At 68.1% G+C, this 22,064-nt stretch carries 21 protein-coding genes; 15 read left to right on the top strand and 6 right to left on the bottom strand.

Annotation, left to right across the window (positions count from 1 at the left end):
• Positions 1–43 precede the first annotated feature (43 nt).
• Positions 44–1,390: an inorganic phosphate transporter gene (locus tag OSC27_RS03070; protein WP_267179938.1), complete on the top strand. Its 1,347-nt coding sequence runs from the start codon at positions 44–46 to the stop codon at positions 1,388–1,390.
• The gene (locus OSC27_RS03075; protein WP_267179939.1) at positions 1,387–1,716 is read left to right on the top strand and encodes a peptidase; all 330 of its coding nucleotides are present in this window, start codon (positions 1,387–1,389) and stop codon (positions 1,714–1,716) included. The genes OSC27_RS03070 and OSC27_RS03075 overlap by 4 nt, the downstream gene beginning before the upstream one ends.
• Before the next feature lie 121 nt (positions 1,717–1,837).
• On the opposite strand, the gene OSC27_RS03080 is transcribed toward OSC27_RS03075, so the two are convergent.
• Positions 1,838–3,115: a uracil-xanthine permease family protein gene (locus OSC27_RS03080; RefSeq protein ID WP_267179940.1), complete on the bottom strand. Its 1,278-nt coding sequence runs from the start codon at positions 3,113–3,115 to the stop codon at positions 1,838–1,840.
• Between the two features lie 127 nt (positions 3,116–3,242).
• Between OSC27_RS03080 and OSC27_RS03085 the strand changes: the two genes are divergently transcribed.
• The 4 genes from OSC27_RS03085 (at position 3,243) to OSC27_RS03100 (ending at position 8,272) form a co-directional block, all read left to right on the top strand.
• Entirely contained in the window at positions 3,243–4,685 is a 1,443-nt protein-coding gene (locus tag OSC27_RS03085) for an NCS2 family permease (protein WP_267179941.1), read from the top strand.
• A 183-nt stretch (positions 4,686–4,868) separates the two neighbouring features.
• Positions 4,869–5,186 carry a DUF4190 domain-containing protein gene (locus OSC27_RS03090; protein WP_267179942.1) on the top strand — a complete coding sequence of 106 codons (318 nt, stop codon included), beginning with the start codon at positions 4,869–4,871 and terminating at the stop codon, positions 5,184–5,186.
• Between the two features lie 64 nt (positions 5,187–5,250).
• Positions 5,251–6,633 (top strand): aldehyde dehydrogenase family protein, encoded by a 1,383-nt coding sequence (locus OSC27_RS03095; protein ID WP_267179943.1) that lies wholly within the window; start codon positions 5,251–5,253, stop codon positions 6,631–6,633.
• Positions 6,634–6,748: 115 nt separating this feature from the next.
• Positions 6,749–8,272: an aspartate ammonia-lyase gene (locus tag OSC27_RS03100; protein WP_267179944.1), complete on the top strand. Its 1,524-nt coding sequence runs from the start codon at positions 6,749–6,751 to the stop codon at positions 8,270–8,272.
• Positions 8,273–8,360: 88 nt separating this feature from the next.
• Here OSC27_RS03100 and OSC27_RS03105 read toward each other — a convergent pair whose 3' ends face one another.
• Positions 8,361–9,236: a fumarylacetoacetate hydrolase family protein gene (locus tag OSC27_RS03105; protein WP_267179945.1), complete on the bottom strand. Its 876-nt coding sequence runs from the start codon at positions 9,234–9,236 to the stop codon at positions 8,361–8,363.
• A 68-nt stretch (positions 9,237–9,304) separates the two neighbouring features.
• On the opposite strand from OSC27_RS03105, the gene OSC27_RS03110 reads away from it, so the two are divergent.
• Positions 9,305–10,228: an alpha/beta fold hydrolase gene (locus tag OSC27_RS03110; protein ID WP_267179946.1), complete on the top strand. Its 924-nt coding sequence runs from the start codon at positions 9,305–9,307 to the stop codon at positions 10,226–10,228.
• Here the strand turns inward: OSC27_RS03110 and OSC27_RS03115 are convergent.
• Complete coding sequence (locus OSC27_RS03115) at positions 10,219–10,938, bottom strand: glycosyltransferase family 2 protein (RefSeq protein WP_267179947.1); 720 nt, start codon at positions 10,936–10,938, stop codon at positions 10,219–10,221. The two genes, OSC27_RS03110 and OSC27_RS03115, sit on opposite strands and share 10 nt — an antisense overlap.
• Before the next feature lie 194 nt (positions 10,939–11,132).
• On the opposite strand from OSC27_RS03115, the gene gdhA reads away from it, so the two are divergent.
• Positions 11,133–12,488 (top strand): NADP-specific glutamate dehydrogenase, encoded by a 1,356-nt coding sequence (gene gdhA / locus OSC27_RS03120; RefSeq protein WP_416348803.1) that lies wholly within the window; start codon positions 11,133–11,135, stop codon positions 12,486–12,488.
• A gap of 439 nt (positions 12,489–12,927) precedes the next feature.
• A complete protein-coding gene (locus tag OSC27_RS03125) occupies positions 12,928–13,299 on the top strand; it encodes an FKBP-type peptidyl-prolyl cis-trans isomerase (RefSeq protein WP_267179949.1) in 372 nt (123 codons plus the stop codon).
• Between the two features lie 157 nt (positions 13,300–13,456).
• Here the strand turns inward: OSC27_RS03125 and OSC27_RS03130 are convergent, their stop codons facing one another.
• Positions 13,457–14,785, bottom strand: a complete 1,329-nt coding sequence (locus OSC27_RS03130; protein ID WP_267179950.1) for an MFS transporter — start codon at positions 14,783–14,785, stop codon at positions 13,457–13,459.
• A 254-nt stretch (positions 14,786–15,039) separates the two neighbouring features.
• Here OSC27_RS03130 and OSC27_RS03135 point away from each other — a divergent pair, with 254 nt between their 5' ends.
• Positions 15,040–15,534, top strand: a complete 495-nt coding sequence (locus tag OSC27_RS03135; RefSeq protein WP_416348819.1) for an adenine phosphoribosyltransferase — start codon at positions 15,040–15,042, stop codon at positions 15,532–15,534.
• Positions 15,535–15,540: 6 nt separating this feature from the next.
• On the opposite strand, the gene OSC27_RS03140 is transcribed toward OSC27_RS03135, so the two are convergent.
• On the bottom strand, positions 15,541–16,767 hold the full coding sequence (locus tag OSC27_RS03140; RefSeq protein WP_267179952.1) for a cobalamin-independent methionine synthase II family protein: 1,227 nt from the start codon (positions 16,765–16,767) through the stop codon (positions 15,541–15,543).
• Positions 16,768–17,049: 282 nt separating this feature from the next.
• Positions 17,050–17,760 (bottom strand): TetR/AcrR family transcriptional regulator, encoded by a 711-nt coding sequence (locus OSC27_RS03145; RefSeq protein WP_267179953.1) that lies wholly within the window; start codon positions 17,758–17,760, stop codon positions 17,050–17,052.
• 86 nt (positions 17,761–17,846) lie between these two features.
• Here OSC27_RS03145 and OSC27_RS03150 point away from each other — a divergent pair, with 86 nt between their 5' ends.
• The 5 genes from OSC27_RS03150 to OSC27_RS03170 all read left to right on the top strand — a co-directional run bounded on the left by OSC27_RS03150 (position 17,847) and on the right by OSC27_RS03170 (position 22,062).
• Positions 17,847–18,722, top strand: coding sequence for an SDR family oxidoreductase (locus OSC27_RS03150; protein WP_267179954.1), 876 nt, complete (start codon positions 17,847–17,849; stop codon positions 18,720–18,722).
• A 132-nt stretch (positions 18,723–18,854) separates the two neighbouring features.
• Positions 18,855–19,124 (top strand): 30S ribosomal protein S15, encoded by a 270-nt coding sequence (rpsO, locus tag OSC27_RS03155; RefSeq protein WP_267179955.1) that lies wholly within the window; start codon positions 18,855–18,857, stop codon positions 19,122–19,124.
• A 156-nt stretch (positions 19,125–19,280) separates the two neighbouring features.
• Entirely contained in the window at positions 19,281–20,048 is a 768-nt protein-coding gene (locus OSC27_RS03160) for a fructosamine kinase family protein (protein ID WP_267179956.1), read from the top strand.
• A gap of 170 nt (positions 20,049–20,218) precedes the next feature.
• Complete coding sequence (locus OSC27_RS03165) at positions 20,219–21,421, top strand: LLM class flavin-dependent oxidoreductase (protein ID WP_267179957.1); 1,203 nt, start codon at positions 20,219–20,221, stop codon at positions 21,419–21,421.
• On the top strand, positions 21,418–22,062 hold the full coding sequence (locus OSC27_RS03170; RefSeq protein WP_267179958.1) for an FMN reductase: 645 nt from the start codon (positions 21,418–21,420) through the stop codon (positions 22,060–22,062). The genes OSC27_RS03165 and OSC27_RS03170 overlap by 4 nt, the downstream gene beginning before the upstream one ends.
• Positions 22,063–22,064 lie beyond the last annotated feature (2 nt).

Raw genomic sequence — 22,064 nt, forward strand, 5'->3', positions numbered from 1 at the left:
CGACTGCTCCCGAGCTGGCCTTTCGATCACGAGAAAGACGCTGGTGGATCACACCCTTCTGATCGTTGTGCTGGTCGTCGTGCTGGCACTCTTCTTCGACTTCACCAACGGCTTCCACGACACGGCGAACGCGATGGCGACGCCGATCGCCACCGGTGCCATGAAGCCGAAGGTCGCGGTCACGGTCGCGGCCATTCTCAACCTCGTCGGCGCGTTCCTGTCAACGGAGGTCGCGAAGACGGTCTCCGGTGGCATTCTGACCGCCGAGGGGCCGGGCAGCGGGGTGCCGACCCAGATCATCCTGGCCGGGCTCGTCGGTGCGATCGCGTGGAACATGATCACGTGGCTGTTCGGGCTGCCGTCGAGTTCGAGCCACGCCCTGTTCGGCGGGCTCATCGGCGCCGCGATCGTGGGTGCGGGATTCGCCTCGGTCAACTACTGGGTGCTGCTCGACAAGGTCGTGCTGCCCGCCTTGCTGGCGCCGGTGATCGCTGGCTTGGTCGCGTTCACCGCCACCAAGCTGGCGTACGTCATCACGAGACGTTACGACGGGCTGCCGGATGGGCGAGCGGGGTTCCGGTACGGCCAGATCTTCTCGTCGTCGCTCGTCGCGCTCAGCCACGGCACGAACGACGCGCAGAAGACCATGGGCGTCATCACACTGGCGCTCATCGCCGGCGGGTACCAGTCGCAGTCCGCGCCCATCGAGTGGTGGGTCATCGCCGCGTGTGCGCTCGCGATCGCCGCAGGAACGTACACGGGTGGCTGGCGCATCATCGACACGCTCGGCAAGGGACTCACTGAGGTCAAGCCGGCACAGGGCTTCGCCTCTGAGGTGAGCACAGGCGCCGCGATTCTCGCCTCCTCGCACCTCGGCTTCGCGCTCTCCACCACGCAGGTCGCATCAGGCTCGGTCATCGGCTCGGGTCTCGGGCGGCGCGGCTCTCGCGTGCGATGGAAGACCGCGCGGCGCATCGCGCTCGGCTGGCTTCTGACCCTGCCCGCCGCCGCCATCGTCGGCGCCGTCGCCGCGCTCGTCGCCGTGCTCGGCACGGTCGGCGTCGTCATCGACGTCGCGATCGCCGTCGCCCTCATCGTCACGATCTTCGTGGTCTCCGGCAGGCAGCGCGCCGGTGCCGCTCAGATGAAGCCCACCGCCATCGCGAAGGGCGTCAGCGACGTCGCCAAGAGCAGTCGGGTGGTCAAGATTCGCAAGGTCAAGCCCAAGCGTCCGAAGCGCCCCAAGAAGTCGGAGGTCGCCGCCGGCCCCGGCAAGAAGAAGCCCAAGAAAAAGGGCAAGGGCAAGACGAAGAAGGGCGGAAAGAACAAGGGCAAGGGCGGCAAGGGCAAGAAGTACACGCAGGTGAAGGGCAAGAAGGGCAACGCATGATCGACTGGATCTCGTTCTTCAGCGTCGCCTTCGCCTCGATCGTCGGTGCAAGCCTCGTCGTCGCGCTCTACGCGTTCGGGCTCCGCCTGCTCTCAACCGCCGGCCGGCCGCCCCACGTCGAGCCGGCCGAGTTCACCGACGCCATCACGGTGGTCACGCCCGAGGAGGCAGAGCGCGAGGCGAAGCGCGTGCGCAAGGCGCGCAAGCGCAGCCCTCTCTCCCGCGCACAGAAGCGCTTGGCGCTCGCCGTCGCCCGGCTGTGCTTCGTGCTCTGTGCGGCGCTCGTGCTGTTCGGGGTGTGGCTGATCATCCCGGGCTTCCACTAGCCGCCTCCGCGCTCAGCGGTCAGCTCATTGCCGGCGAGACCATCGAGTCGGGCCGAATGTGGGGTTCTCCCGCGGAGAACCCGCGATTTTCCCCGAACCGTTTTGGGTGCGCTCCCTGCCGTCACTCGGTCCCGCGCCACCGCGCAATCGCGTTCATCACGTGGTACACGACGATCGCCGCGATCGCTCCGAGTGCGATGCCGCCGATCGTCACCTGCCCCGCCGTGAACGTGTAATCGGCCACGCCGATGATGAGCGCCACGGCGGCCGTGAACTGGTTCTTCGGCTTCGAGAAGTCCACCCGGTTGTCGAGCCAGATCTTGATGCCGATGACGCCGATGAGCCCGTAGAGTGCCGTCGTCACGCCGCCGAGCACGCCCGCCGGAATGGTGTTGATGACGGCGCCGATCTTCGGCGAGAGCCCCAGGAGGATCGCCACGATGCCCGCCACCCAGTACGCCGCCGTCGAGTAGATGCGCGTGGCCGCCATGACGCCGATGTTCTCGCCGTACGTCGTGGTGCCCGAGCCGCCGCCCATGCCCGCGATCATGGTCGAGATGCCGTCAGCCAGCAGGGCACGACCGGTCATCTTGTTCACGTCGGGCGTGGTCAGCTGGGCGACGCCGCGCACGTGCCCCACGTTCTCTGCCACCAGTGCGAGCACGATCGGCAGGAACGACGGCAGCACGCCCCAGGTCGCGGCCGCATCGCTCAGCGGATTCGTCGGCATCGAGAAGTCGGGCAGCCCCACCCATGGCGCGGCGGCGATCGCGCTGAAGTCCACCTCGCCGAGCAGCACCGCAGCGATGTAGCCGATCACCACCCCGATGAAGATCGACATGCGACCGAGCAGTCCCCGGAACAGCACCGTGCACAGAATCACGGCGGCCAGGGTGATTGCGGCGGTGAGCGGCGCCTGCTTGAAATTGCCCCACGCGGCGGGCGCCAGGTTGAACCCGATGAGGGCCACGATGGCGCCGGCGACCACGGGAGGCATGAGCAGTTCAATCCAGCGGATGCCGGTGAGCTGAACCACCGCCCCGATGATCGCGAGCAGCAGCCCCACCGCAACAATGCCGAACAGGGCGCTGCCCATGCTGTGCGCAGCGGTCGCGGCCGTGATGGGCGCAATGAACGCGAACGAGCTGCCCAGGTAGCTCGGAAGCCGGTTGCGGGTGATGAGGAGGAAGAGCAGCGTGCCGATGCCCGAGAAGAGCAGCGTGGTGCTCGGCGGGAAGTGCGTGATGAGCGGCACGAGGAACGTGGCGCCGAACATGGCGACGACGTGCTGGGCGCCGAGACCGATCATGCGTGGCCAGGTCAGGCGCTCATCCGGTGCGACGATCTCTCGCGCGGCGACCGTCTTGCCGTCTCCATGCAGCTTCCAGGGCAGCGCCATGCGACCTCATTCCTTCGAAAAGTGGGTGATGGGGCGCGCTCGCCCCGGCCACCCGCGATCGTAGCGGCCCGAGGCCATATGCTTAGCGCAGCGACACGATTCCCCCTCCCTCTTCTGGAGCACACGCATGAGCGAAACCACCACCCGTGCCGGATTCCGCGCCCGTCTCGACGACTTCTTCGAGATCACCAAGCGCGGCTCGACCTGGGGGGCGGAGGTTCGCGGCGGTCTCGTCACGTTCGTGACGATGGCGTACATCGTGATCCTGAACCCCATCATCCTGAGCGGGTCGAAGGATGTCGCGGGTCACACCCTCGAGTTCGCCCAGGTCGCGGCCGTGACCGGTCTCACGGCCGGCGTCATGACCATTCTCTTCGGCGTGGTCGCGCGCCTGCCGTTCGCGTTCGCGGCGGGCCTCGGCATCAACTCCTTCCTCGCCGTGAGCGTGGTGGGAGACGTGACGTGGCCCGAGGCAATGGGCCTCGTCGTCATCAACGGCCTCGTCATCGTGCTGCTGTCGGCCACGGGGCTGCGCCGCCTCATCTTCACGGCCGTACCCATGCAGCTGAAGCTCGCGATCACGGTCGGCATCGGCCTCTTCATCGCATTCATCGGCCTGGTCGACGCTGGCTTCGTTCGTTCCACGGGCCTCGGTTCGCCGCCCATCGGTCTCGGCATCGGCGGCTCCGTCGCCTCCATCCCCACGGCCGTCTTCGTCGTCTCACTCGTGATCACCGGCATCCTCGTGGCCCGCCGCGTGCGGGGCGCGCTGCTCATCGGCATCGTGGCGTCGACCATCATCGCCGTCATCGCCGAGCTCGTCTTCCACGTCGGCGCGTCTGCGGGCGGCAAGAACCCGCTCGGCTGGAACCTCTCGGTGCCGGCCCTGCCGCAGCAGATCGTGAGCGTGCCCGACCTCGGCCTCGTCGGCCAGATGAGCTTCGGCAGCTTCGGTCGCATCGGCGCCCTCGCCGCCATCATGCTCGTCTTCACGCTTGTCTTCACGAACTTCTTCGACGCCATGGGCACGATGACCGGCCTCTCCAAAGAGGCGGGCCTCGCCGACGAGCACGGTGACTTCCCGCGCCTGAAGTCGGCGCTGATCGTCGAGGGCGTCGGCGCGGTGGTCGGCGGCGCGACATCCGGTTCATCGAACACCGTCTTCATCGAGTCGGGCGCCGGCATCGGCGAGGGCGCGAGAACCGGTTTCGCCAACGTGATCACCGGGCTGCTCTTCATCGCGGCCATGTTCTTCACCCCGCTCACGCAGATCGTGCCGAGCGAGGTGGCCGCGGCGGCTCTCGTGATCGTGGGGGCCATGATGATGACGCAGATCAAGGGCATCGACTTCAGCGCCTTCTCGGTGACGCTGCCGGTGTTCCTGACCATCGTGGTGATGCCGCTCACGTACTCCATCTCCAACGGCATCGGCGCGGGCTTCATCAGCTGGGTGCTGCTGCGCTCGTTCGCGGGCAAGGCTCGCGAGATCAGCCCGCTGCTGTGGGTGGTCGCCGCCGGCTTCCTCATCTACTTCGCGCGGGGGCCGATCGAGACGCTGATCGGGCACTAGCGTCGACCACGGATGTCGTCCGCCACGGCCACCGGCCGCGGCGGACGCATCCGCTTCGGGAATCTCTCAGGGTTAACCCCGGCACGAAACCGGGGGATAGCCGGATGTCGCGGTGCACCCTTGGCCGCTTGACTGGCTACAGCGCTCGAGGTGGGCGCTGAGACAGACTCACGAGAGGTCATCATGTCAAGCACGACGCACACCGCCTATCCGTCACACCCGGCCCCGTCCTACCCGGCGCAGGGGCAGGCCGAGGCAAGCAGGCCGCTCAGCATCACGAGCCTGGTGCTCGGCATCGTCTCCATCGTCGCCGGCTGGACGTTCTTCGCGCCCATCGCCGGCATCGTGACCGGCATCATGGCGCTCAAGCGGGAGCCGGCGGGCCGCGCCATGGCGATCTGGGGCATCGTGCTCAACTCCGTCATGCTCCTCGGCTTCGCGATCGCGATTGTCATCGCCGCCGCCGTTGGTCTCGCGCTGCTGCCGTTCGCGTTCCTCTGAGGCAGGCGGTAGGCGCCGCTGGTGACTCCGGCTCGCTCATGGCCACCCGGCTAGGCTTGGGGGCATGAGCGAGCCCGAGATCGCCGGCACCGTCGCCGCGCTCCGCGAGACCTTCGATCGCGGCGTCACCAAGCCGTACCGGTTCCGCGTGGCACAGCTGAAGGCGCTGCGCGCCATGCTGACCGAGCGGGGCAACGACCTGGCCGACGCCCTGCATCAGGATCTCGGCAAGAGCGCAACAGAGGCGCAGATCTCCGAGGTCAGCATCGTCACGGGGGAGATTCGGCACACACTGCGCCACCTGCGTTCCTGGCTGAAGCCGCAGCGTGTCGGCGTGCCCGCCGTGGTCATGCCCGCCCGCGCGTCGATCGTGCGCGAGCCGCTCGGCGTCACGCTCATCATCGCCCCTTGGAACTACCCCGTGCAGCTGCTGCTCGCCCCGCTCGTCGGGGCCATCGCGGCGGGCGACGCCGCCGTGCTGAAGCCGAGCGAGCTGGCACCCGCGACATCCGCTGCCCTGGCTCGGCTCATCCCCCAGTACCTCGACCGGCGCGCGTACGTCGTGATCGAGGGCGCGATCCCCGAGACAACCGAGCTGCTCGCCCAGCGCTTCGACCACATCTTCTACACGGGCAACGGTGCCGTCGGCCGCATCGTCATGGCGGCCGCGGCCAATAACCTCACGCCGGTCACGCTCGAACTCGGCGGCAAGTCGCCCGTCTACGTCGACGACACCGTCGATCTCGCCCAGGCGGCCGACCGCATCGCCTGGGGCAAGTTCATGAACGCCGGGCAGACGTGCGTCGCGCCGGACTACCTGCTGGCCACCCCCGACGTGGCCGCCAGACTCGAGCCCCTGCTCGCGGATGCCGTGCACCGCTTCTACGGCGACGACCCGCGCACGAGCGCAGACTACGGCCGCATCATCAACGAGCGCCAGTTCGACAGGCTGCAGCCGCTGCTCGGTGACGGATCGGTCGTGGTCGGCGGCGCGCACGACCGCGACGAGCGCTACATCGCGCCCACGGTGCTCTCCGGCGTCGGCGCCGATGCGCCCATCATGCAGCAGGAGATCTTCGGGCCGATCCTGCCTATTATCACGGTCTCCGGGCTCGACGAGGCCATCCGCGTCATCAGGGCGGGCGACAAGCCGCTCGCGCTCTATGTCTTCACCTCGTCCGCCGCGGCCCGGCGACGCTTCCTCACCCAGACAAGCTCAGGGGCGATCGGATTCGGCGTTCCCGCCGCCCACCTGGCCGTCGCGGGCCTGCCCTTCGGCGGCGTGGGCGAGAGCGGAATGGGCGCATACCACGGGGAGCATTCGATCGACACGTTCAGCCACCGCAAGGCCGTGCTCACGAAGCCGCTCGCGCCGGACACCATGGGGCTGGTCTACCCGCCGTTCACCGAGCGCAAGAAGGGCATCGTGCGCCGCCTGATGGGCTGATCGTGCGCCGCCTCATGGGCTGGCCGCGCGCCGCCTGATGGGCTGGCCGCGCCCGTCGCGATAGAGTCGAAGGGTCATCAGCCACAAGCAGAACGACGAGGCGACGGAGCCATACGTGAACACACCCACCACACCGCCGAACACCCAGAACACGCCGGAACCTCGGCCAGAGGGCGCGACGAGAACCGAAACCGATTCCCTTGGGGCACGAGAGATTCCGCTCGAGGCATATTGGGGTGTTCACACCTCGAGAGCGCTCGAAAACTTCCGCATCGCGAAGCGGCCCATCTCGGTCTACCCCGATCTGGTCGTCGCGTTCGCCTGCGTCAAGCAGGCTGCGGCGCGGGCGAATCGGCAGCTCGGCACGCTCGAGGCAGAGAAGGCCGATCTCATCGACCGTGCGTGCCAGGAGATCATCGACGGCGCGCTGCACGAGCAGTTCGTGGTCGGCGTGATTCAGGGCGGCGCGGGCACCTCGACGAACATGAACGCGAACGAGGTCATCGCGAACCGGTCCCTTGAGCTCGCGGGGCAAAACAAGGGCGAATACCACCTCATCCATCCCATCGACGACGTCAACCGCAGCCAGAGCACCAACGACACCTACCCCACGGCCTTGAAGATCGCTCTCACCTTCTCCCTGAAGCGGATGCTGGACGAGCTCCTTCCGCTCCGTGACGCCTTCGCGCGCAAGGGCAAGGAGTTCAGCCACATCCTGAAGGTCGGTCGCACCCAGCTGCAGGATGCCGTGCCCATGACGCTCGGGCAGGAGTTCCACGGCTTCGCCACGACCCTCGGCGAGGACTACGAACGGCTGCGCGAGACCACGTGGCTGCTCGCCGAGATCAACCTCGGTGCCACTGCCATCGGCACGGGCATCACCGCCGACCCCGGTTACGCCGCCGCCGCGTGCGAGCACCTGCGAGAGATCACGGGTCTCGACCTCGAGACGGCGCCCGACCTTATCGAGTCCACGAGCGATGCCGGCGCGTTCATGTCGTTCAGCGCGGCGCTCAAGCGCAGCGCCATCAAGCTCTCTAAGATCTGCAACGACCTGCGCCTGCTCTCATCCGGCCCGCAGGCCGGGCTCAGCGAGATCAACCTGCCGCCGATGCAGGCCGGCTCGTCGATCATGCCCGGCAAGGTGAACCCCGTGATCCCCGAGGTCGTCAACCAGGTCGCGTTCTCGGTCGCCGGGGCTGATGTCACGGTGACCATGGCGGCGGAGGGCGGGCAGCTGCAGCTCAACGCGTTCGAGCCCGTCATCGCGCACTCACTGCTGCAGTCTCTCGCGTGGATGACGCAGGCCTTCCACACGCTGCGGGTCAACTGCGTCGACGGCATCACCGCGAACGAGGAGCGCCTCGACGCCATGGTCGGCTCGTCGGTCGGTGTCATCACCGCGCTCACGCCGTTCATCGGCTACGCCGCCGCCGCAGCCCTCGCCAAGACGGCGCTGCTCACGCATCGCAACGTGGCCGACCTCGTGGTCGAGGCCGGGCTCATGAGCCGGGACGACGTCATGCGCCAGCTCTCGCCGGCCCGGTTGAGCGGGCTCGAGGCCATCACGACCGCCGTACCGATCGCCGTGCATCCGGTCGAGGTCAGTGAGCCTCAGCTGCACTCCGACACCGAGTGAACCCACGCACCGAGTGAACCCACGCACCGACTGAACCCACGCACCCAGTGAACTCCGCCACCGGGTGACGGTGCGCACCGCTCGGAGCTCAGATCACCCGGCAGTGCGTCGTGAGTGAGCCGATTCCGCCGATCGTGACGGTGACCGTCGAGCGGTCCTTGAGGAAGACGGGCGGCTTGCGCGAGTAGCCGGCTCCGCCCGGGCTTCCTGTCGAGATCAGGGTGCCGGGCTGCAGCGTGACCGACTCCGAGAGCAGCGCGATGAGCTCGGCGACCGAGCGCACCATGTCGGCCGTCGACGAGTCCTGCAGAATGCGCCCGTCGAGGTTGGTGGTCAGCCACAGGTCCTGCGGGTCACGCAGCTCGTCGGCGGTGACGACCACCGGGCCGGTCGGGGTGAACCCGTCGAACGACTTGCAGCGACTCCACTGCGCCTCGGAGAACTGCAGGTTGCGCGCTGTGATGTCGTTGACGACGGTGTAGCCGAAGACGTAGTCGAGCGCGTCACGAACCGAGACGTCGCGGGCGGGCCGGCCGATGATCACACCGAGTTCGGCCTCATAGTCCACCTGGTCCGAGAGGTCGGCGGGCCACGAGGTGGTGCCCTCGTGCCCGGTGAGCGAGTTGGGCCACAGCGAGAACACCGTCGCGGCTTTCTCCACGCGCAGCTTCAACTCGTCCGAATGCGCCGCATAGTTGGCGCCGATCGCGATGATCTGCGGCGGGCGCAGAACAGCGGATGCGTGACGCAGCGTCTCGACGGGCGGGCATGCGGCACCGGCATCCCTCGCCCGTTGAACGGCCGATTGCACCCGCTCGAGCTGATCACGCCCTCCCTCGAGCAGCTCCTGCAGGTCGCGCGGCGCGTCGTCGAGAGCCTCATCGACGAAGAGAGCGCGGCCGTCTTCGATGACGGCCAATCGTGGTCGGTGCTCGGCTTCAGTGCCGAGATGGGCGAATCTCACCCTCTCAGGCTATCGGGCATGCCGCCGTTCGCCCGCCCGCCGCCACGCGCTCGCGCTAGCGTGATGACGTGTCCACCCACGAACGTTCGCTGTCGAGTGCGCAGGCCGAGGCCGCCGCGCGCGACGCCCGTATCGGCGATGTCGACTGGAGCAGACTGCCCGACGGCGCCAGGCGGCTCCGGTTCGTGGCGCCCAGCGGCGCCCTCGCGGCGTTCAGCCTCGGCGACGAGGCGAACCCCCGCGTGGTGCTCGTGCCCGGCGCGACCGGGTCGAAGGAGGACTTCCTGCTGCTCGCGCCTCTTCTCGAGAGAGCCGGCTTTTACGTGCAGGCGTTCGACCTCGCAGGTCAGTACGAATCAGCGGATGCCGCGCCCGCCGACGGCGGCCGCTACGACGCCGACCTCTTCACGGCAGACCTCGAGGCGTTCCTCGCCTCAGGGCCGCCCGCGCATCTGCTCGGATACTCCTTTGCCGGCATCATCGCCCAGCTCGTCACGGTCGCGCATCCCGAACTCGTGCGCAGCCTCACCCTGCTGACAGCGCCGCCGCTGACGGGCCAGGCGTTTCGCCGAATCCGCTGGATCGGGTGGCTTGCCCCATTCCTGTCACCGCGCGTTGGCGCCTCGCTCCTGATCTGGGGCATCGTCACGAACAAGAACCGGGTGCCGCCGGGACGCCTGCGGTTCGTGCGCTCGCGGTTCGCCCGCACCCGTCGCTCGAGCGTCGACGACATGGTCGGCCTCATGATGAGAACACCGGATGTTCGCGATCGGCTCGTCGAAACCGGCATCCCTCTGCTGGTCGCTGTGGGCATGCGCGACCTGTGGCCGATCTCGCTGCACTCGCGTTTCGCCCGGCAAATCGGCGCGAGACTCGCGGTGTACCGCACCGGGCACAGCCCCTGTGAGACGGCGCCGCACCAGCTCGCCGCCGACATGCTCGCTCTCTTCGAGGAGGCGGAGGGTGGACTGCCGGCCCATCGTCAGCCGTAGCGCACGCGCCGGCGCCATGGGGCCTCTTCCGGCAGGTGCATGCGCAGAGTCGCATACGCCCAGCTGAGCCGGCGCCCGAGGCCGGTCCATGAGCTGAACGGGCGGGCCGAGATGCCCACGCGAAGTCCGTCGTCGTAGCGCACCACCTGGCCGGGCTCGAGATGCAGGCTCAGGTCGAGATCGTCGTGGATCTCGCGCAGCTCGCGATGCACGCTGCCGCGCACGCGCCGCCACACGTCGCGGCGCATCGCGAAGTTCGAGCCGAAGACGGGCGCATGGCCGAGCCAGATGGTCATCGCCCAGAAGTAGCCGCCGATGTACAGCGTCTGTCCGAGCCGCCGCACCAGGGCGTTGCCGTCGTAGAAGTCACCAGGCCCGGTCAGCAGGTCGATGTCCGGCGCGTCCGCGAACGCGGCCTCGATGCGCAGCAGCCAGTCGACGCCCGGCCGCGAGTCCGCGTCGAGCCGGGCGATGAGCTGCCCGCTTGCGGCGTCATAACCAGCGGATGCCGCGGGCCAGATCCCGACGGTCGGCTCCACCACCACGCGGGCGCCGGCCGCGCGTGCGACGGCGGCCGTCGCATCCGTACTGCCGTTGTCGACCACGACGATCTCGTCGGGCAGGCGGAGTCCCGCCTGCAGGTCTGCGAGGCATCGCTCGAGCATGACGGCGTCGTTACGCGCCGGGACCACAACCGAGATCGATGTCATCGACGAGGGAGCCTCCTGTGCGAGTGAGCGAGCGAGTGGGCGCCAGTGAGTGGCGCGAGCAAGTGGCGCGCGCGAGTGGCGCCGCTCAACCTGGCAGCCTACGCCGCTGCCGCTGACACACGCGAAGCGCTCTTTCGCGCATCCGCTAAAGTCGTCAATGCTCATCCCTTATGGAGAAAGGCTGTGTTCGCACCGTGCCACACGCTCGCATTGAATCGCTCTTCGAAGATGTTCTTCGCCGCAACGCGGGGGAGCCGGAATTCCACCAGGCCGCCCGCGAGGTTTTCGAATCACTCGGCCAGGTCATCGAAAAACACCCGCAATACGCGGATGCCTCCATTCTCGAGCGACTGTGCGAACCCGAACGTCAGATCATCTTCCGCGTGCCGTGGGTCGACGACTCCGGCCATGCGCGCATCAACCGCGGCTTCCGTGTGGAGTTCAACTCGGCTCTCGGCCCGTACAAGGGCGGGCTTCGGTTCCACCCGTCCGTCACGCTCGGCACCGTCAAGTTCCTCGGCTTCGAGCAGATCTTCAAGAACGCCCTCACCGGCCTGCCCATCGGTGGCGGCAAGGGCGGCAGCGACTTCGACCCGAAGGGCAAGAGCGAGCTTGAGATCATGCGCTTCTGTCAGTCGTTCATGACCGAGCTGTACCGCCACCTGGGCGAATACACGGATGTGCCTGCCGGCGACATCGGCGTGGGCGGCCGTGAGATCGGCTACCTCTTCGGCCAGTACAAGCGCATCACGAACCGCTACGAGTCCGGCGTGCTCACCGGAAAGGGCGTCGGCTGGGGCGGTTCGCGAGCCCGCACCGAGGCCACCGGCTACGGCGCCGTATTCTTCGCCGAGCAGATGCTCGCCACGCGTGGCGAGAGCTTCGACGGCAAGAAGGTGCTCGTCTCCGGCTCGGGCAACGTGGCGCTCTACGCCATCGAGAAGGTGCACCAGCTCGGCGGAACCGTCGTCGCGTGCTCGGATTCGACGGGCGTCGTGTACGACAGGGACGGGCTCGACTTCGAGCTGCTTCAGCAGGTGAAGGAGGTCGAGCGCGGGCGCCTCAGCGTCTACGCCGAGCGCCGCGGTGCCGCGTCGGAGTACCGCGCCGGCGGCAGCATCTGGAGCATCGCCGACGAGACGCGTATCGACGTCGCGCTGCCGTCTGCCACTCAGAACGAGCTCGACGAGGCAGACGCGCAGGTGCTCGTGAAGTCGGGCGTCGTCGCGGTAGCCGAGGGCGCGAATATGCCGTCGACCCCGGGCGCGGTGCGCGTGTTCTCGCAGGGCAATGTGCTGTTCGGGCCGGGCAAGGCCGCGAACGCCGGTGGCGTCGCGACGTCGGCGCTCGAGATGCAGCAGAACGCGTCGCGCGATTCGTGGAGCTTCGAGTACACCGAGGAGCGCCTTGCCGAGATCATGCGCAACATCCACGAGAGCTGCGCCGCGACGGCCGAGGAGTACGGCGAGCCGGGCAACTACGTGCTCGGTGCCAACGTCTCGGGCTTCACCAGGGTCGCCGACGCCATGCTCGCGCTCGGCGTCATCTGAGCGGAGGTCGACGCGGTCGGCCGGGCCGGACCAGGTGGTCGGGTCCGGCTAACGCGCGGGCCGGACCACCTGCGAGATGGGCGTCGCGAGAGCGGCGCCCCATCCATTGGTGAGGCGCCCATCCATTGGTTAAAAGACTCGTCGTCCGGTGGTGCGGCGATGCCTGCGACTCTCCCGGACGACGAGCTGACCTGTTAACTAGGGTGCGACAGTCGCGCGAGGAAATCAAGGCCTATTCGATGAGCAACCGCACTCGCCCTGACCATGCCGCTCACACCAACCCCTGCGGTCGCGGCCGAGAGGCCAAAAACGGCCCTTAAGACGCCGCCATAAGGGCGTTTTTTGGCCTCTCACGGGTCTGGGGGTGGCCTCTCACGGGCCTGGGGGAGGGGGAAGGCTCGATTAGCGTCGCGGTGCGAAACCGGGTTGGATGGATCCCATGAGCGATTCAACCAACGTGAAGCCCGAGATCGAAGCGCCCGAGGGCCCCGCACCCGCCGAACTCGTCGTCGAAGACATCGTGCCGGGTTCGGGAGCCGAGGCGGCGCCCGGCTCGACTGTCAACGTGCACTACGTGGGCGTCGGCTACGACTCCGGCGAGGAGTTCGATTCGTCGTGGAGCCGCGGTCAGTCCATCAACTTCCCCCTGACGAGCCTGATCCGCGGCTGGCAGGAGGGCATCCCCGGCATGAAGGTCGGCGGCCGCCGCAAGCTGACGGTTCCGCCGAGCCTCGCGTATGGCCCTGCCGGCGGCCACCCGCTGGGCGGCCAGACGCTCATCTTCGTCATCGACCTGCTCGGCGTCAGCTGACCTCTGCCGGTTGAGGAGGCGCGAAGCGCCGTCTCGAAACCCACCTCTGCAGCCGGTTGAGGAGGCGCGAAGCGCCGTCTCGAAACCCATCCCTGCAGCGGGTTGAGGAGGCGCGAAGCGCCGTCTCGAAACCCCCCGCGCACACCGCCCCCCCCTTCTACGGCTCCGGCGCAAACGAGTCGTACTGGCGGAATCCGCGCTGCACCCGCATGAGCACCGCCAGGATCACGACGATCGCGAACCCGCCGAGCGCCGGCGGGAACCACAGCGCGATCACTGTCGCCAGAATGCCCGCGTAGAGATCTCCGACGCGCGGTCCTCCGGTGACGACCACGGTGAACACGCCCTGGATGCGCCCGCGCACCGCATCGGGCACCGCGGTCTGCAGGATCGTCATGCGGAAGATCGCACTCACGTTGTCGGATGCGCCTGCCGCCGCGAGAAAGAGGGTGGCGAGAGCGAGTCCCGGCACGCTGACCCGGGCGAAGTCCGTCGTCGCGTGCGTCATGCCGCCCAGCTGCATGACGCCGAGAACGGCCCCGAACGCGAGGATCGACGCCCCGTATGCGGTGATGGCCCGCCCGATCGCCCGACCTTGCCTGCGCACGTGCCCGAGCGGCCCTGAGAACACGCTGCTGATGAGCGCGCCGATGGCGAAGGCCGCCGTGAGAATGCCGACCGTGACGGCGCCGCCGCCGAGCACGAGTGCGCCAACGGCGGGGAACAGCGCGCGCGGCTGCCCGAAGGTCATGGCCACGATGTCGACGATGAAGGTCATGCGCACGTTGGGCGCGCGACGAAGGAAGCGCGCCCCATCCGCCAGCGAACGCAGCCCTGGCTTCACGATGTCGCCCTCGGGAACGATTGACGGCAGTGTCGCAATGCCGAGGAACGCGCTGACGAACAGGACGACGTCGACCATGTAGGTCCAGCCATAGCCGACGCTGGCCACCAGCACGCCCGCCAGCGCGGGACCGAGCGTGATCATGACGCCCGAGCTGATGCCCGTGAGGGCGGATGCGGCCGGCAGCAGCCGGGCCGGCAGCAGGCGTGGCAGGATGGCCGCCCGCGTGCTGCCGATCACCGTCGAAGCCACGGCGTTCACCGTCGTGAGCAGGTACAGCGGCCACACGGACTCCACGTGCAGCCAAGCGAGTGCTGCGATGGTGGCCGTCGAACTCCACGCCACGATGGCCGAGACGAGGGCGATGCGACGGCGATCGAAGGCGTCGGCCAGCATGCCGCCGTAGAGCCCGAACACGATCATGGGCCCGAGGGCGAAGAGCGCGACGAGCGCGACGGCGAGCGTCGAGCCGGTGAGGTCGTAGATCTGCAGACCGACCGCCACGATGGTGAGCTGCGAGCCGATGCCGCTGATCGAGCTGCCGATCCACAGGCGCGCGAAGGCCGGGCTCTCGCGCAAGGGGGCGAGGTCGACGAAGAGGGGTTTGCGTACCGGAGCCTCGATCTCGACGGGCTCGGTCACGAGAGCGTGCCTGGGCGGTGCGGCATGATTCTCCATTCTGCCAGTGGGCTGTGGCGGCCGCGGGTGCGGTACCGGGCGCGGCCGCGGGTGCGGCAGCGGCAGCGGATGCGCCCGCGCACCAGCGCGGCGCGGCCCGGCACAGCGTCTAACGTTGAGACGTGACTGACGATTCCGCCTCCGGCGCCGACTCCGCCCCCACCTTCGACGGCGCCTCCGCTTCCGACGCGTCCTCCGCCTCCGCAAGCGTCGAGCGGCTGCTCGCGACGATCCCCGACTTCCCGGAACCCGGCATCCTGTTCCGCGACCTGGCCCCGGTCTTCGCCGACGCGCCGGCGTTTCGCGCCATCACCGACGAGCTTCTCGAGCGGTTCGAGGGGCGGTTCGACGCGGTCGCCGGCGTCGAGGCGCGCGGGTTCGTGCTGGCCGCTGCGGCCGCCTACGCATCCGGCACCGGCCTCGTCATTATCCGCAAGCCGGGCAAGCTGCCCGGCAATGTGCTCACCGAGCGCTACGACCTCGAATACGGCAGCGCCGAACTGCAGCTCGAGCCCGGCCACCTGCCTGCCGGCTCACGCGTGCTGATCCTCGACGACGTGCTCGCGACGGGCGGCACGCTCGCCGCCGCCGCGCACCTCACCGAGCGGGCCGGTTACGCAGTCGCGGGTTTCGGGGTTGTACTCGAGCTCGAGGGGCTCGGCGGGCGCGGCCGGCTGGGCGGTTACGAGACGCAGACGCTGCTCACCGTCTGAGGGCGTCTACTTCCAGAGCCGCTGCGTCGCGATCTCGGCGCCCTTACCGAGCGTCTCGAGCTTGGCCCACGCGATCTGAGGGTGGATGCGCCCGCCCAGCCCGCAGTCGGTCGAGGCGATCACGCGCTCGCGGCCGACAAGTGAGGCGAACCGCTCGATGCGCTCGGCAACGAGTTCCGGGTGCTCGACCACGTTCGTGGCGTGGCTGACGATGCCGGGCAGAATGAGCTTGCCGTCGGGCAGCGTCACGTCCTCCCAGACGCGCCATTCGTGCTCGTGCCGGGCGTTCGCGGCCTCGAACGAGTAGGCGCCGGCGTTGATCTCGAGCATGAGATCGACGATGTGGCGCAGTTCGATGTCGGTCGTGTGCGGGCCATGCCAGCTGCCCCAGCAGAGGTGGAATCGGATCTGCTCTTCGGGCAGCCCCCGCAGCGCATGGTTGAGAGCCTCAACGCGGATGCGCGTGAACGCCCGGTAGTCCTCGACGCTCGGTTCGGGGTTGACCTGGTCCCAGTTCTCGGCGATCGAGGGGTCGTCGATCTGCACTACGAGACCCGCGTCGATGATGGCCTTGTACTCCTCGCGCATCACGTCGGCCCACGCCCAGATGAACTCTTCCTCGGTGGCGTAATGCTCGTTGCCGATGCGGCTGGCCGAGCCGGGGGAGAGCGAGGTGATGAAGCCCTCAGTCAGGCCCGCGGCATCCAGTGCCGTCTTCAGGTTCGCGATGTCGGAGGCGATGGCGTCGTGCCCGATGTACGAGATGGGGCCGGTCGCCGTCGGGAACGCGGTGGCGTTGCGCCCGAGCGCGATCCCGCTCGTCGGGTCCTGGTACGCCTCGGCGAAGCGGGTCCAGTCGCGGCGGTCGGCGAACGAGGTGAGGCGCACGGCTCCGGGCTCGCTGCGCACGGGCTTCGCCATGATCGGGTTGTAGTCGGTGAGTTCGAGTCCCGCGGTGCGCTGGAACGAGTAGGTCCACCACGCGCCGTAGTCGATTGCGGCCGACATGGCCTTGCCGAACTCGCCGTCGTTCGGGAACGTGATGCCCGCCTGCTTCTGCCGCTCCACGATGTCGACGACGGCCTCGCGCTCGAGCCGATCGAACTCGGGCGTTCTGGCGAGAGTGAAGCCGTCTTCCTCGAACCCGCGCGCGTCGTTCGCGGCGATGAGTTCGGCGGTGCGCGGCAGGCTGCCGGCGTGCGATGTCTGGATTCGGTCAGTGCTGTCAAGCATGATGCCTCGTTTCGTCTGGGTCGTGTGGCCGCCGTGCCGGTGGGCCGGTAGCCGCCTGCACGGGACTCCGTCTGAGCGGGTGGCCGGCTCGGCTGGTAGCCGGTTCGACTTCGTGTATTCGATGGATGCCGGCGCCAGGCGCCGGTGCCGCAGCGATGCCCATGACAGGCGCGAGGCTTCGCGTGGTCGCTGCACCACTCAGGCTGCCACACATCGAAGCGGATGGCAGGGATTGCGTCACGGTGCGTAGCAGGGGGCCCTCGCGTAGCCCGGCTCCCCGGCTCAGTCAGCGGCGATGCGGTCGAGCCATTCCGCCATCAAAACGCGTTCTGCCTCGCTGAGCACGGAGGTTTCCGAAAGTCCAGCGCGCAACGCGATCGCTGCCGCGCTGATCCCAGCGCTCGGTGCGTCGTCGACATCGGTCAGCACGGCGCGCTTGATGGCGGCATAGATGGAATCGGCGAGAGCGGAGTCGCGGCGCTCGATCGGCATGGCCAGCAGCGCGAGTACGACACCCGTTCCGGCGGCGTGGATCATGTCGACCGCGCGCCGTTCGGTGACCGCGAGTCTTCCGGCAAGCGCGACCCGGTGCACCCGTTCTCGAAGAATGTCGATACCACCGGCCGAAGCGGTCAGGCGCTTGCCGCGTTCTGGCTCGGCAAGGAGCGTGAACAGGGCCGGATTGGCCAGGCCGAATCCGACGTGCGTGCTCCAGCCGCGATCAAGGTCCGCCAGCGCATCATCCGTCTGCACGCCCGATCGTTTGGTGTCGACGTACGCGGAGAACACGTGCTCGGCTACAGCATCGAGCAAGCCTTCTTTGTCGCCGAACAGCCGGTAGATCGTGGGCGCCTGCACACCGGCTGCCGCTGCGACGGATCGCGTCGTCACCGCGCCAACGCCGCCTTCGTTGATGAGCCGAGCGGCAACGTCGACGATGTCGGCGCGCGTGCGATTTCTGTCGTCGCCACGCCCGCCCATATCGCTCTCCATGCATCGATGGTAACAAGAATGCGTTATCACGGTATATATCGCTGCTAACGTTATTTGCGTTCCAATGGAAATCGAAGGGATTGAACATGATTGTCATCACCGGTGCAACAGGACAACTGGGTTCTCAGGTTGTGGAGCAACTGCTCAGACACGTTCCTGCCGAGCACGTCGGGGTCAGCGTTCGCAACACTGAGAAGGCCCGCGATCTCGCTGACCGCGGCGTCCGGGTGCGCAGGGGAGACTTCAACGACGCTGACTCTCTGGCTTCCGCGTTCGAAGGCGCGAAGCGAGTGCTCATCGTGTCGTCCAATTCCTCGGGACGTGAAGCGGTCGCACAGCACGCCATGGCAATCGATGCCGCTCGAGACGCGGGAGCAGAGCGCGTGCTCTACACCAGCCACCAGGGCGTCAGTGCGCAATCCGAGTTCGCTCCCATGCTCGACCACGCGGCGACGACGGCCTATCTGTCGACGCTCGGGACGCCGTTCACGACGCTGCGCAACGGGTTCTACGCGTCGACCGTTCCGCTTCTGCTCGGCCAGGCCTTACAGACCGGGGAGATTGTTGCGCCGGCAGATGGACCTGTCTCCTGGACCACCCATGCCGACCTCGCCGAAGCCGACGCAGCGATCCTCGCCGACCCAAGCCTCCTCGGCGACGGAGAGACACCGCCGCTGACCGCCCGCGACGCCCACGACCTTGACGACATCGCCCGGATGCTCACGGAGTTGACTGGCCGCAGTATTCGCCGGGTCGTGGTCGAAGATGAAGAGTGGGTTCTGAGCCTGATCGGTCACGGTGTTCCCGTGGCTCAAGCTCGGCTGCTCCTTGGAATGTTCCTCGGCTCCCGGAACGGTGAGTTCGCCGTCACCGATCCTGCGCTCGAGCAGGTGCTCGGCCGCCCCGCGCAGCCGATTAGTACCGTTCTCGGAGATCTCGTTTCCGGCTCCCGGGCCGCGTGACGAACCGCCCGCCGAGGAACGCCTCGTGCGGGTGCTAAACTCGTGCAGTTGCCGTGTGAACGGCCGCGGATAAAGAGAGCTCCGGCATCCTGCCGACGGGCACCGCGCAGCGAGAGAAAGGGGATCGAATCTATGGCACTTGAAGCAGATGTCAAGAAGGCGATCATCGAAGAGTACGCGACCCACCCCGGTGACACCGGATCCCCTGAGGTTCAGGTGGCAATCCTGACCAAGCGGATCACGGGCCTCACCGAGCATCTCAAGGAGCACAAGCACGACCACCACTCGCGTCGTGGCCTGCTTCTTCTGGTCGGTCAGCGTCGCCGCCTGCTCGGCTACCTGGCAGACATCGACATCAGCCGTTACCGCTCGCTCATCGAGCGCCTCGGACTGCGTCGCTAGTCTCACGGTAAGCCGCGCGAGCGGTTCCCACGGGTCTTCCCCACGGGATCTTCGTTCGACAACGCGAACTTCTTGCAAGGGCCGTCACCTATTCGGTGGCGGCCTTTTGCGTGCCCGGTGGTCGGCCCGGGCGGCCACGGGCGCATAGTGGACCTCGTGGACAGTCACACTCTCACGAAGACCAGGGCCGATGCACCGCCGGGCTTCTTCGAGGCCGAGGCCGCCGGGCTCAGCTGGCTCGCCGACGCGCACGGAGTGCGCACGGCCGACGTCATTGAGGTTGAGCCCGGCCGAATCGTTCTCGAACGCGTCCCCGAGACGCAACCGAGAGCGGATGCGGCGCGCCGGTTCGGCGCGGCACTCGCGCACACGCACGCGGCCGGTGCCGACGCCTTCGGGGCGCCGCCCGAGGGCTGGGACGGCCCGCTCTACATCGGTCGTCGCGAGATGCCCGCCGTGCACGAGCACTCGTGGGGTGCGTTCTACGCCCGCGACCGGGTGCTGCCGTTCCTGGCGGCGGCCGAGGCGGCGGGCACCGTCGATCGGCGGCAGGCCCGCGACATCCGCGAGGCATGTGAGCTGATCGCCGGCGGTGCGTTCGACGATGACGAACCGCCGGCCCGGCTGCATGGCGACCTCTGGAACGGCAACGTGCTCTGGGGCGTCGACGGGGTTGTTCTCATCGACCCGGCCGCGCACGGCGGGCACCGCGAGACCGACCTCGCGATGCTCGCCCTCTTCGGCTGCCCGTACCTGGACGACGTGCTCGCGGCCTACGACGAGGCGTCGCCCCTCGCCGCCGGGTGGCGCGAGCGCGTGCCGCTGCATCAGCTGCACCCGCTGGCGGTGCACGCGGCCGGGCATGGCGCCTCGTACGGGTTCGCCCTGCACGACGCGGCCCTCGCGGCGCTCGCCCTCGCGTGACCCACAGGACGCGGAACGGCAGGGAATACGAAGCCGAGCGACGGGTGGGCGGGTGGGAATACCAGCACGGCGCATTCGTTACATAGACCAGATACATGCAAACGCATGGAATAATGAAGGTCGCGGAGCGACACGAAAGACGCGAGTAAGAGGGCAGGACGATGGCGGACATGCAATTCGGAATCTTCACGGTCGGAGACGTCACCACCGACCCGACGACGGGCCGCACGCCGAGCGAGCACGAGCGCATCAAGGCCACGCTCGCGATCGCGCAGAAGGCCGAGGAGGTCGGCCTCGACGTGTTCGCGACGGGCGAGCACCACAACCCGCCGTTCATTCCGTCCAGCCCGACGACGACGCTCGGCTACCTGGCGGCGAAGACCGAGCGCATCCTTCTCAGCACCTCGACCACGCTCATCACCACCAACGACCCGGTGAAGATCGCCGAGGACTTCTCGGTGCTGCAGCACATCGCCGACGGTCGCGTCGACATCATGCTGGGCCGCGGCAACACGGGCCCCGTGTACCCGTGGTTCGGCGAGGATATTCGCCAGGGCATCCCGCTCGCCATCGAGAAGTACGCGCTGCTGCACAGGCTGTGGCGCGAAGAGGTCGTCGACTGGCAGGGCCAGTTCCGCACGCCGCTGCAGGGCTTCACCGCCACGCCGCGCCCGCTCGATGGCGTGCCGCCGTTCGTCTGGCACGGCAGCATCCGCAGCCCCGAGATCGCCGAGCAGGCCGCCTTCTACGGCGACGGATTCTTCTCGAACCACATCTTCTGGCCGGCGTCGCACACCGCGAAGATGATCGCGTTCTACCGTCAGCGCTTCGAGCACTACGGCCACGGCACGGCCGCGCAGGCCATCGTGGGTCTCGGCGGCCAGGTCTTCATGCGCAAGAATTCGCAGGATGCCGTTCGCGAGTTCCGCCCGTACTTCGACAACGCCCCGGTCTACGGCCACGGACCGAGTCTCGAAGAGTTCACCGCCGAGACTCCGCTCACAGTCGGCAGCCCTCAGCAGGTCATCGACCGCACGCTCGGTTTCCGCGACTACGTGGGCGACTACCAGCGCCAGCTCTTCCTCATGGACCACGCCGGCCTGCCCCTGAAGACGGTGCTCGAGCAGCTCGACCTGCTCGGTGAGGAGGTCGTGCCGGTGCTCCGACGCGAGTTTGCGAAGAACCGGCCCGCCGAGGTCCCCGACGCGCCCACGCACGCGTCACTCGTTGCTGCGGCCGAGCGCACGGCGGCGAGCGACACGGCGGCGAGCGACACGGCGGCGAGCGACACAGCGGGGGAGCGCACCGAGACCGCCGACGCCGCAGACGCGCCCGCGGCATCCGCTCACAACCCCTCGGAGGTGGCACGATGACCGGACTCTCGGCCACGAAGAAGCGCACGCTCGCCGTCGTCTCGGCCGGTCTCAGCCAGCCGTCGTCCACACGCATGCTTGCCGACCGGCTCGCGGCGGCCACCATCTCGCGACTCGAAGAGCAGGGCTACGAGGTCGAGGCGTCGACGTTCGAGCTGCGCGATGTCGCCCAGGACATCATGAACAACATGCTCACCGGGTTTCCGAGCGCGAAGCTCGAGGCGGTCATCGAGAAGGTGACTGGCGCAGACGGACTCATCGCGGTCACGCCCATCTTCACCACGAGCTACAGCGGCCTGTTCAAGTCGTTCTTCGATGTCATCGACAACCAGGCCATGGCCGGCATGCCCGTTCTCATCGGCGCCACGGCGGGAACTCCGCGCCACTCGCTCGCCCTCGACTACGCGCTGCGGCCCATGTTCACCTACCTGCACGCGACCGTGGTGCCCACCGGCGTGTTCGCCGCGTCGGAGGATTGGGGCAGCGGGGCGGATGCCGGCAGCACGCTGCCGGACCGGATCGAACGCGCGGCCGGCGAGCTGGCGCCGCTCGTGGCCGCCTCCGAGCGCAGCACCCAGGTGCGGGATCCGTTCACCCTCGACCGCTCCTTCAGCCCGATCGGCGGATTCCAGGCGCAGTAGCG

It is taken from the genome of Microbacterium sp. STN6, assembly GCF_026410545.1.
Classification (GTDB): domain Bacteria; phylum Actinomycetota; class Actinomycetes; order Actinomycetales; family Microbacteriaceae; genus Root112D2.